Consider the following 9990-nt stretch of genomic DNA (forward strand, 5'->3'; position numbering starts at 1 on the left):
TGACATACCATCCTGCTTGTCTTTTCGTTCGTCCTCTGTGTTGCGACAATAGTGACATAGTTCGACTATGCGCCTGTTGTCGCGCCTTGATGACGAACGAAAATCCGGCGCGATCTGGTATGCCATTTTCCGGCAATCGCCTCAGTTCTTCTCCGCCATCAGATGTTCGTACTTCAGCATCAACTGCTCCCGGGTCTCTTCGTGGTCCGGGTCCTTCGGGATGCAGTCCACGGGACAGACCTCGACGCACTGGGGCTCATCGAAGTGCCCTACGCACTCGGTGCATCGCGTCGGGTCGATCTCGTAGATCTCCTCCCCCTGATAGATGGCCTCGTTGGGACACTCCGGTTCGCACACGTCACAGTTGATACATTCGTCCGTTATTATCAGGGCCATGATTCACAACCTGCTCTGTCTGAAAAAGAAAAAATACGATGCGATTCCGGCAGGTTAGCGAAAGCGGGCTTTCAGGGCGACATCGACCGCAGCGTCGACGAAGTCCGAAACGTCACCTCCCAGTGAAGCGACCTCCCGCACCAGACTAGAGGAGATGAACGAGTGCTCCTCCGCCGGGGTGAGAAACAGCGACTCCAGGTCCTGGTCCAGGCGGCGGTTCATCGCCGCCATCTGAAACTCGTATTCGAAGTCCGATACGGCGCGCAGTCCCCGAAGGACGGCACAGGCCCCCATCTGATGGGCGAATTTGACCAGCAGGCCATCGAAACCGCACACGCTGACGTTGCCCAGCCCCTGAAGGGCGCGATTCGCCAGATCGACACGCTCCTCCACGCTGAACAGCGGTGTCTTTCCCGGTCTGGCGGCCACGCCCACCACCACCCGGTCGAACAGGCGCGAGGCGCGGCGGACCAGGTCGGTATGACCGTTGGTGATCGGGTCGAAGGTGCCGGGATAGATCGCGGTGGTACTCATGGCGAACAGTATCGAACGGTGGACCGTGTCAGACAAGTTCCCCGGCCGATTCCGGGGACACTTCAACAGGCGCGACCAGCCCGAAGGCGATCTCGCCGGCCCGCCCGGAACGCAGGGTTCGCCACCCCTCGGGGAGGTCGGGCAGCCCTCCCTCCGCGACAGTTTCCACATACAGTCTCCCGCCCGCGGACAGGATCCCGTTAGCGGCGATCAGCGCGATACAGGATTCCAGCAGGTCCCGTGCGGCATAGGGTGGATCCAGGAAAACAACGTCGTAGACCTCCCGGGCGCATTCCAGCCAGGCCAATGCGTTGCCGCGGTGCACCTCGACGTTGTCGGCTCCCAGCGTCTGCACAGACTCCCGGAGTGCGCGCGCGACCCGAGGGTGACGATCGATCAGTGTGACGTGGGAAGCGCCCCGGGATGCGGCTTCCAGACCTAGGGCGCCGCTGCCGGCAAACAGGTCCAGGCATTCGGCGCCGACGACGCGCGTCCCCAGCCAGTTGAACAAGGTCTCTCGAACACGGTCGGGTGTCGGCCTGACACCCTCCTCGGACGGAAACGCGATGCGCCGGCTGCGCCAGCGCCCGCCGACGATGCGCAGCCGGCCCTCGACGGGCCTTGGGCTACTCCGGGGACGCCGCCTCACCGCCGACGATCACGGTTACCATGTTCTCCACATCCAGGCGGCGCTTGAAGGCGGAAAGCACATCTTCCCGGGTCACCGCGTTTACCTTGTCAGTCAGTGTGTCCATGTAGTCCAGCGGCAGGCCGTAGAATCCGATGGTCGCGATATATCCGACGAGATCCGCGTTGCTGTCGATGCTCATCGGGAAACCGCCGGTAATGTTTTTCTTCGAGTCCGCGAGCTCTTTCTCGGTCGGCCCCTCCACGATGAAATCCTCCAACGTCTGCCGGGCCAGCGCCTCGGCGGCGCCGGCCTGATCGACCCGGGTCTGCAGACCAAGCTGGAAGGGGCCACTGACCTTGTTCGGCAGGAAGTAGCTGTAGACGCTGTACGACAAACCGCGGTTCTCGCGCACCTCCTTCACCAGACGCGAGGTGAACCCACTGCCCCCGAGGACATGGTTGCCGACGTACAGCGGGAAATAGTCGGGGTCCCCACGCCGTATTCCGGGCTGACCGATCAGGACGTGCACCTGCTCCGAGGGGAACGGGATTGTCACGGTGGTGCTTTCGGTGAGCGGCTTGACCGGCGGCAGCGGTGCGGCGGCCTTGCCTTTTGCGAGTTCCCGATCGATCCGCGCGGCGACCGCCTGGGCCTGAGCCCGATCGATATCGCCCACCATGGCCAGTTGCGCATTGCCTGTGACGTAGTACTGCCGGTAGAAGTCGCGAACATCGTCCCGCGAAATCCTGGCGACGCTCTCCCTGGTCCCGATCGGGGGCGTGGCAAATGGGTGATCGCCGTAGAGCGCCTGGTAGAAGGCCTTGGACGCCACCTTGCCGGGTTCCTGCTCGCTGTTTCGTATGGCAACGACCAGTTGATTCTTCAATCGATCGAAGTCGCGTTCCGGAAAATCGGGGCGGGTCAGAACCGCCTCGAAGGTATCCAGCGCAGGGTCGAGGTAACGCGGATCGCTCAGGGTCCGTAACGACAGTGATGCCATGTCCCGGTCGATACTGGCGGAGAATTCCGCACCGACATTCTCGAACTGGCGTGCGATGGCGTCGGCATCCAGGCCGGCCGCGCCCTCGTCGAGAATTGCCGCGGTCAATCGTGCCAGTCCGGGAAGCTCACCATCGCGCGCACTCCCGGCATCGATCGCCACGTTGATATCCAGGATCGGGAGTTCGGGCGTACTGATGAAATAGACGCGAAGGCCATTGTCGGCGACCCAGTGCTGGATCTTCGGCGCCGCCACTGCAGTGCCGGCCAGGGCAACGGTCAGGATTCCCGACAGCAGGCGCATCCAGCGAACGGAGGGGCTCAACTTCGCGCCTCGTCCGAAGTCAGCGCCATTGGTGCCAGGGGCAGGGGTTCGACCTGCACGACAACCTTGCCTTCCTTCTCGAGATAACGCTGCGCCACCTCGCGTACCTGTTCGGGTGTGATGGCCTGTATCCGTTCGACGTACTCGTCCAGCGACTCCCAGCCGAGCCCGACGGTCTCCGCGGCACCGATCAGATTTGCCTGACTGCCGATGGAGTCGAGTCCGAAGATCTCGCCCGCGATCACCTGTGCCTTGACCCTTGCGAGTTCCTCCTCGCCGATCGGTTCCCGTCGAACCTGCTCGATCTGCGAATCGAGGGCCTGCTCCAGCTCGGCTACCGATCTACCCTGGGCGGGCACCCCATTGAGCACGAACAATCCATCGTAACGGCCATAGAGGCTGTAGTCGGCCCCGGCGCTGGCGGCCACCTGCTCGTCGCGGATCAACTGGCTGGCGAATCTCGAACTTCGCCCACCATCCAGTACCCCGGACAGGACCTGCAAGGCATAGGGTTCCCAGCCCTCCGCGGTGGTACCGAGAACCGGCGTTCGATATCCCATCACCAGGTAGGGCAAACGCGCCGGGGCCCTCACGACGGCCCTGCGTTCGCCTCTCTGCGGTGGTTCGAGCCTCGGCTTGCCCCGTGGTACCGGTTCGGGCTCGACGCCCCCGAATGCCGCATCCGCCATCCTGAACACCTCCTCGGGATCGACGTCCCCCACCACGACGAGCGTGGCGTTATTCGGTGCGTACCATTGCCGATACCAGGTCTTGAGATCGTCGAGCTCGAGATGATCGAGGTCCTCCATCCAACCGATAACGGGGTGATGATAGGGTGCGTTGTTGAAGGCCGTGGCGTAGAGCTGTTCGTAGGCGAGCGCCCTGGGATTGTCATCGGTTCGCATCCGGCGCTCCTCCTTGACGACATCCAGTTCCTTGCGGAACGCCTCTTCCTTCAGTTCGAGGTTTCGCATGCGATCGGCCTCCAGCCGGAAGGCGATCGGCAGCCGGGACTTCTCGAGAAGCTGGTAATAGCCGGTGTAGTCGCGACTGGTGAACGCGTTCTCCCTACCGCCCTGACGCGCGATGATTGCGGAGAACTGTCCGGCGGGGACGCATTCGGTACCCTTGAACATCATATGTTCGAGCACATGGGACACCCCCGTGGCGCCACTCGACTCATCGGCCGAGCCAACCTTGTACCAGACCTGCGAGATGACCACCGGCGCCCGGTGATCCTCCTTCACGACTACCTTGAGACCGTTGCGGAGGATGTGCTCGTGTATGGGATGGTCGTTTGTCTCTTCCGCTGCGTGCAGACTCGCCACGGAGGCCAGGATCAGCAACGGCAGGAACTTCGTTCTCATGAGTGAATGCGTACCTTTTTCAGTGTTAGGATAGCCCGGCCTGAATTAATGGACTCGCACCGTGGCAATCAGTTTCAAACGCAACAAGGATACCGTCGGGGACACCACAAACGACCCAAAGGCAGACTCGGGAAAACGTCGATTCCTCTCCCGACTGAAGCGCGGTCTGTCGAAGACCAACGCCATCCTCAACGAGGACGTCGGCGTCCTGATCAGGGGAAAGATCGACGAGTCCCTTCTGGAAGAGATCGAGACCCGTCTGCTGATGGCTGACGTCGGGGTGGAGGCGACAACGGAGATCATAGACGACCTCTACGCCCGCCTGCGGCGAAACCAGATGAAGGACGCGACGGCACTGTTCGATGTCCTGGGCGAACACATGCGCGATATTCTCGCGCCATGCAACAAACCCCTGACCATCCCCCGGGACGGGCGACCGTATATTCTCCTCGTGGTCGGTGTCAATGGGGTCGGCAAGACAACGACAATCGGAAAGATCGCGCATCGGCTCAAGGACAAGGGGCTCTCGGTCATGCTTGCCGCGGGTGACACCTTCCGCGCCGCCGCCGTTGAGCAGTTGCAGGCCTGGGGAGAGAGAAACGAGGTGCCGGTCATCGCGCAGGAGTCCGGCGCCGACAGTGCCTCAGTCATTTTCGACGCCATAGAATCGGCCCGCGCGCGAAACATCGATGTACTGATCGCGGACACCGCGGGACGGTTACATACCCAGACCAACCTGATGGACGAGCTTAGCAAGGTCGAACGTGTGATCCGCAAACTGGACCCCACCGCACCGCACGAGGTCATGCTCGTGCTCGACGCCGGCACCGGCCAGAATGCCCTGAACCAGGCACGACAGTTCAGCGAAGCGGTCGGAGTCACCGGTATCTCGGTGACCAAGCTCGACGGTACGGCGAAGGGTGGCATCCTGTTCGCCCTGGCGCGCAAGACAGGCATCCCGATCCGGTTCATCGGCGTCGGGGAGTCGATCGAGGACCTGCGGGTCTTCGACGCGGTCGACTTCGTCGACGCGCTCCTGGAGCACGAGGGGCAATGACGGCCCATGACCACCCCGGAACGCTGCCAATGACCGATCCGACGGGGCGATGATCCAGCTTCGTAACGTCGGCAAGCGATATCCCACGGGAAACGAGGCCCTGAGTGGCGTCACCCTGGAGATCGGCCGGGGCGAGATGGTGTTCCTCAGCGGCCACTCCGGAGCGGGCAAGAGCACCCTGCTGAAACTGATCACGGTGATCGAGCGCCCGAGTCGCGGCCAGATCGTGATCGACGGGCAGAACATCACCCATCTGCGACGGGGATGCATCCCCGCGTTTCGCCGCAAGATCGGAATCATCTTTCAGGACCACCGACTGCTGTTCGACAGAAACGTCTTCGAAAACGTGTCGCTCCCGCTGGTCATCGCGGGCTACGGACGCCGTGAGATCGGGCGACGCACACGCGCCGCGCTCGACAAGGTGGGACTCCTGCACAAGGAAAAGGCGATGCCGGTGACCTTGTCCGGGGGGGAACAGCAGCGGGTCGGAATCGCCCGCGCCGTCATCAACAAACCGCCGGTCCTCCTGGCGGACGAGCCCACCGGAAACCTCGATCCGGAGTTGTCGGTCGAAATCATGCGCGTCTTTATGGACTTCAGCCGGGTCGGTGTGACGGTGCTGGTGGCGAGTCACGACATTGCGTTGATCTCACGTATGCACAAACCCATATACCGGCTGCATCAGGGCCGGTTACTGAATCCCGATGCGCCACACGAACAACGCACGCCGCTCGCGGCGAGAGTCTAGCAGGAGCAAGCGCGTCCGGCGGGGAGCTACCCAGTCCGGCAATGCACCGCTCAGCCTGCGCCGGCTCACCGGCTATTTTCGCGCTCACCCGCGCTCGTTGCGTTTCAGTCTCGCCCGGCTGACCCGCGCCCCCCTGTCTTCCCTGATGACTATCGGTGTCATCGGCATTGCACTCTCGCTGCCTGCGAGTCTGCACGTGCTGCTCAAGAATGTCCTCGGTGCGGTAGAAAACCTGGATACGAACCCCGGGATTTCACTCTATCTGACGCCGGGACTGGCCGAAGAAGATCGCCATGCCCTGCAAGAGAGGCTGAGTCGGCGGGCGGATATCGCCTCGATAGAACTCGTGACCGCCGAACAGGGGCTGAGACAGTTCCGAGAGGTCTCGGGCATGGGGGAGGTCCTCGATGCGCTGGAGGACAATCCCCTGCCCGACACACTGATCCTCACCCCCACCGATCAAGATGACCTGTCGTCCCTCGAGCGGATCGCAGGCGAACTGGAAGCATTGCCGCAGATCGAGCTCGTACAGCTCGATCTGGCCTGGCTGAAGAGACTCCACGCAATACTCGACGTCGGCAAGCGTCTGGTACTGGCGATCGCCATGGTGCTCGCGCTGGCGGTGCTGCTCATCGTGGGAAACACCGTGCGCCTGGATATCGAAGGGCGTAAGGACGAGATCGTCGTCGCCAAACTGATCGGCGCCACCAACGGGTTCGTACGCCGTCCATTCCTCTATAGCGGGCTGTTGTATGGACTGCTGGGTGGTCTGACAGCCTGTCTGACGGTCGAGATCGCCATCGGTTTCATGCGCGGCCCGGTCGCACGATTGAGTTCGTTGTATCAGAATGCCTACGAACTGAGCGGCCTGCGCCCCGTTGATACCCTGGTCGTGCTAGGGACCTCCGTGGCCCTCGGCCTGGCCGGTTCGTGGTTCGCGGTGGGGCGTCACCTCGGTCGGATCGAACCGAGTTGATCCCGGCGAAATCAAAAGGCAAGTCTCAGAGTTTGGAAAGTTCCCTGCAGGCAGCGACCCTTCTGTGAAAGACTAGGCAGAACATTCGTCCGTCACGCCTTACATTAGCTTTCACAACGACCAAGGAAGTTAAAGACGGAACAAGATCATGGTCATCAGCATCCTTTCCTACTTCGTGGGAATGAGAGGGAAGGTGGGCGGTACGGAACAGGATGTCGAAGCACTGAGCCCCGATTTTGCCAGGCGGTCCGACGCGGAAATCCTCTTGAAGAGCCTCTCTGGCCGCTACCCGGTGGCCCGTGTGTGGGAATCAGAACGGCGTTACGACATCACCAACCCTGTGCAACTGCGGGAATACCGCTACCACATTGCCCTCCTGTATTCCGCGATCGTCGAGGACGGCGACACCTCGTAACGCACCGGCCCCCGCGCGGCCCCCTCCCTTAGCTTAAACCACCAGGAGCGGAAGGTAGCGATCGAACAGGAGCACCGCGAACAAAAGCATCAGATAGACGATGGAGTAGACGAACGTCTTGATCGCCCGCTGCTTGCTTCTTGCCTTCATGAGCACGATCGCCTGAAACAGGAATCCCGCACCCAGCAGTAGCGAGCCCACCAGGTAGATAGGACCCGACATCCTCGTCAGGAACGGGAGAATCGTGATCAGAACGAGCAGGATTGTGTAGAGAAGGATATGCAGTCGCGTCAGGTCGTCGCCGTGGGTCACGGGCAACATCGGGATCCCGACCTGCGCGTACTCTTCCTTCCGGTAGAGCGCCAGTGCCCAGAAGTGTGGCGGTGTCCAGGTGAAGATGATCAGGAACAGCAACAGGGCGTTCGGATCGACCTGGCCCGTGACCGCTGTCCAGCCCAGCAACGGCGGCGTTGCTCCCGCCGCGCCCCCGATGACGATGTTCTGCGGGGTCCTGCGCTTGAGATAAAGGGTGTAGACAATCGCGTAACCGACCAGTGACAGGACGGCGAGTATCGCGGTCAGCGTATTGACCCAGCTCACCAGGATCCAGACGCCCACGATGCCGGTCGCCAGCGCGAAGAACAACACCTGCCGCGCCTCCAGTTGCCCCGACGGCAACGGCCGCCCCCGGGTCCGGGCCATGATCGCGTCGATACGCCGGTCGGCGAGATGATTGACCGCCGCGGCGGCCCCGGCGACGAGCGCAATGCCTAGGTTGCCCAGGATCATGATCCGAAACGGGACCTCCCCCGGCGCGGCGAGCAGCATGCCTACGAAGGCCGTGAATACCATCAGGGCGACGACCTTGGGCTTGCAGAGATCGACATACTCCCTGATACGGGAGGAAACGAGGCGATTGATCGCTTGGGCTCTTGCAGACGGCATATTCAACGCTCTCGTGGTAGATTCTGTGAAACAAAGGGGGTGCCTTCGCGACCCGGCGGTCGGACTGCGAAACAAAACACGACGATACAGCGGATCACCCAGGATACTCCTCAGCCGAGCCTCGAATATTTCAGCAACCGCTGGATGTCCTTCAGGATCCCCTTGGTCGTGGCCGTCGAATCGTAGCGCATCATCACGTTGCCGAGCGGGTCCACCATGAAAATCTGTCCCTCCGGATACGTACCGAACATCGTCTCGGCGACCCGGCGGTCCACACCGGCCACCATCATGCGGGGATAGTCCTCGAGGATCTCCACAACACCAGCACTGCCGGGGTCACCCTCGAGGAGGAACAGTCGCGACACACGGCTCATGTCCTCGCCCAGGGCCAGACGTGCCTGCCTCATCTTGAACAGACTTGCCTGACATTCAAGGTCACACCCGTCCGCACCCACATAGACCAGCGTCCACTTGCCCTTCAGCAGATCGAGCGTGAGCTCCCCACCGGCATTGTCCGTGATGGTGAATGGTGCCAGTTGACGCACGGGTTGAACCAGAACCCCGTGCGACTTCGGATTCGGCAACGGCATCGTATCACGGTACTTGTATAACACGGACGCAACAACGAGCGGGAGCAGGAAGATGACCAGCAGGCTCGTCGTGGTCGAAAAACGCACGCTAGACTTCATGGTCCGCCTCCTCGCCAGGCGGGTGCCGGTCCCGGCGTTTGAGGTGCAGGGCGAGATAGATCACCAGCAGGACCGCGGCCAGGGCGAACCACTGTATCGCGTAGCTGATATGACGTTGCGGATTGGCTGGCGGGTCCACCCAATTTCGCTCATACCCGGCCTCCGCGGGACTCTCCAGCCGCACCGTCATCGGCAGGACCGGGTAACCGAGCAACGCCGATATCCTGTCGAAATCCAGATACTGGATCAGTGTGGGCCAGTCTCCCCCGCCGCTGTCCATTTCCCCGATCCGAAAACCCTTTCCGTAGGGGACATACACTGCTCCGATCAGGGATACGGGTTCCGGGGGGACCGAAACGTCCGGCAGCCGGTTGCGGGACGCCCCCCAGGGCAGCCAGCCGCGATCGACCAGAACGACCTCGTCTCTGCCCGCCAATTTGAGTGGCGTCAGGACATTCACTCCGACGGCGCCCCGGTTCATCTGGTTATCCAGCAGAAACTGCCGGGATTCCTCCAGCCGTCCCGCAAGTTTCACTCGACGATATCGCAGGCTCTCGGGGTCGGTCACCTCGAGCGGGAGCCTGGAAGGCGCGCTTTCCTGCCTTTCATGCATCTCCCTGGAAATCGCGCGCTTTTCGTCGGCCCGCTCGAGTTGCCAGGCACCCAGAGATAGCAGCAGACCGATCAGCAGGAGGACAACCAGTGCCGGAAGAAGGGGAAGCGAAAGCTCGTACTCACCAAATCTCATTTCACTGCATACCGCATTACACGAGACAACACACCGGGATCTCTCCCGTCGCGCCGCCGCAATATTTCTAAACGCCCCGTTGGTCTATACTGGCCGTTTAGTTCCCGGGTGGTATTTCATGTTATTCAAATTCGTCATTCTTTTGCTGTTCGCCGCGATC

At 61.8% G+C, this 9990-nt stretch carries 12 protein-coding genes; 4 read left to right on the forward strand and 8 right to left on the reverse strand.

The features are described from left to right. Positions 1-141: 141 nt before the first annotated feature. From LJE91_09665 to LJE91_09685, 5 genes are read right to left on the reverse strand one after another with little or no spacing between them, the layout of a single operon-like run. A complete protein-coding gene (locus LJE91_09665; GenBank protein MCG6868969.1) occupies positions 142-396 on the reverse strand; it encodes a YfhL family 4Fe-4S dicluster ferredoxin in 255 nt (84 codons plus the stop codon). A gap of 54 nt (positions 397-450) precedes the next feature. Further along, a complete protein-coding gene (gene coaD / locus LJE91_09670; protein MCG6868970.1) occupies positions 451-930 on the reverse strand; it encodes a pantetheine-phosphate adenylyltransferase in 480 nt (159 codons plus the stop codon). Positions 931-958: 28 nt separating this feature from the next. Continuing rightward, on the reverse strand, positions 959-1579 hold the full coding sequence (gene rsmD, locus LJE91_09675; GenBank protein ID MCG6868971.1) for a 16S rRNA (guanine(966)-N(2))-methyltransferase RsmD: 621 nt from the start codon (positions 1577-1579) through the stop codon (positions 959-961). Beyond that, positions 1557-2885: an insulinase family protein gene (locus LJE91_09680; protein ID MCG6868972.1), complete on the reverse strand. Its 1329-nt coding sequence runs from the start codon at positions 2883-2885 to the stop codon at positions 1557-1559. The genes rsmD and LJE91_09680 overlap by 23 nt, the downstream gene beginning before the upstream one ends. After that, the gene (locus LJE91_09685; protein MCG6868973.1) at positions 2882-4252 is read right to left on the reverse strand and encodes an insulinase family protein; all 1371 of its coding nucleotides are present in this window, start codon (positions 4250-4252) and stop codon (positions 2882-2884) included. The genes LJE91_09680 and LJE91_09685 overlap by 4 nt, the downstream gene beginning before the upstream one ends. 154 nt (positions 4253-4406) lie before the next feature. On the opposite strand from LJE91_09685, the gene ftsY reads away from it, so the two are divergent. The 4 genes from ftsY to LJE91_09705 all read left to right on the forward strand — a co-directional run bounded on the left by ftsY (position 4407) and on the right by LJE91_09705 (position 7448). Next, positions 4407-5309, forward strand: a complete 903-nt coding sequence (gene ftsY / locus LJE91_09690) for a signal recognition particle-docking protein FtsY (GenBank protein ID MCG6868974.1) — start codon at positions 4407-4409, stop codon at positions 5307-5309. Positions 5310-5358: 49 nt separating this feature from the next. Further along, positions 5359-6057: a cell division ATP-binding protein FtsE gene (gene ftsE / locus LJE91_09695; protein MCG6868975.1), complete on the forward strand. Its 699-nt coding sequence runs from the start codon at positions 5359-5361 to the stop codon at positions 6055-6057. Further along, positions 6014-7033 (forward strand): permease-like cell division protein FtsX, encoded by a 1020-nt coding sequence (gene ftsX, locus LJE91_09700; protein ID MCG6868976.1) that lies wholly within the window; start codon positions 6014-6016, stop codon positions 7031-7033. Before ftsE ends, ftsX begins: the two co-directional genes overlap by 44 nt. Before the next feature lie 148 nt (positions 7034-7181). Beyond that, entirely contained in the window at positions 7182-7448 is a 267-nt protein-coding gene (locus tag LJE91_09705) for a hypothetical protein (GenBank protein MCG6868977.1), read from the forward strand. Positions 7449-7481: 33 nt separating this feature from the next. On the opposite strand, the gene cyoE is transcribed toward LJE91_09705, so the two are convergent. The 3 genes from cyoE to LJE91_09720 all read right to left on the reverse strand — a co-directional run bounded on the left by cyoE (position 7482) and on the right by LJE91_09720 (position 9830). After that, positions 7482-8393: a heme o synthase gene (cyoE, locus tag LJE91_09710; protein MCG6868978.1), complete on the reverse strand. Its 912-nt coding sequence runs from the start codon at positions 8391-8393 to the stop codon at positions 7482-7484. Positions 8394-8503: 110 nt separating this feature from the next. Beyond that, a complete protein-coding gene (locus LJE91_09715) occupies positions 8504-9082 on the reverse strand; it encodes an SCO family protein (GenBank protein MCG6868979.1) in 579 nt (192 codons plus the stop codon). Continuing rightward, positions 9072-9830: an SURF1 family protein gene (locus LJE91_09720; GenBank protein ID MCG6868980.1), complete on the reverse strand. Its 759-nt coding sequence runs from the start codon at positions 9828-9830 to the stop codon at positions 9072-9074. The genes LJE91_09715 and LJE91_09720 overlap by 11 nt, the downstream gene beginning before the upstream one ends. Positions 9831-9990 lie beyond the last annotated feature (160 nt).

The organism is Gammaproteobacteria bacterium (assembly GCA_022340215.1).
Lineage (GTDB): Bacteria > Pseudomonadota > Gammaproteobacteria > JAJDOJ01 > JAJDOJ01 > JAJDOJ01.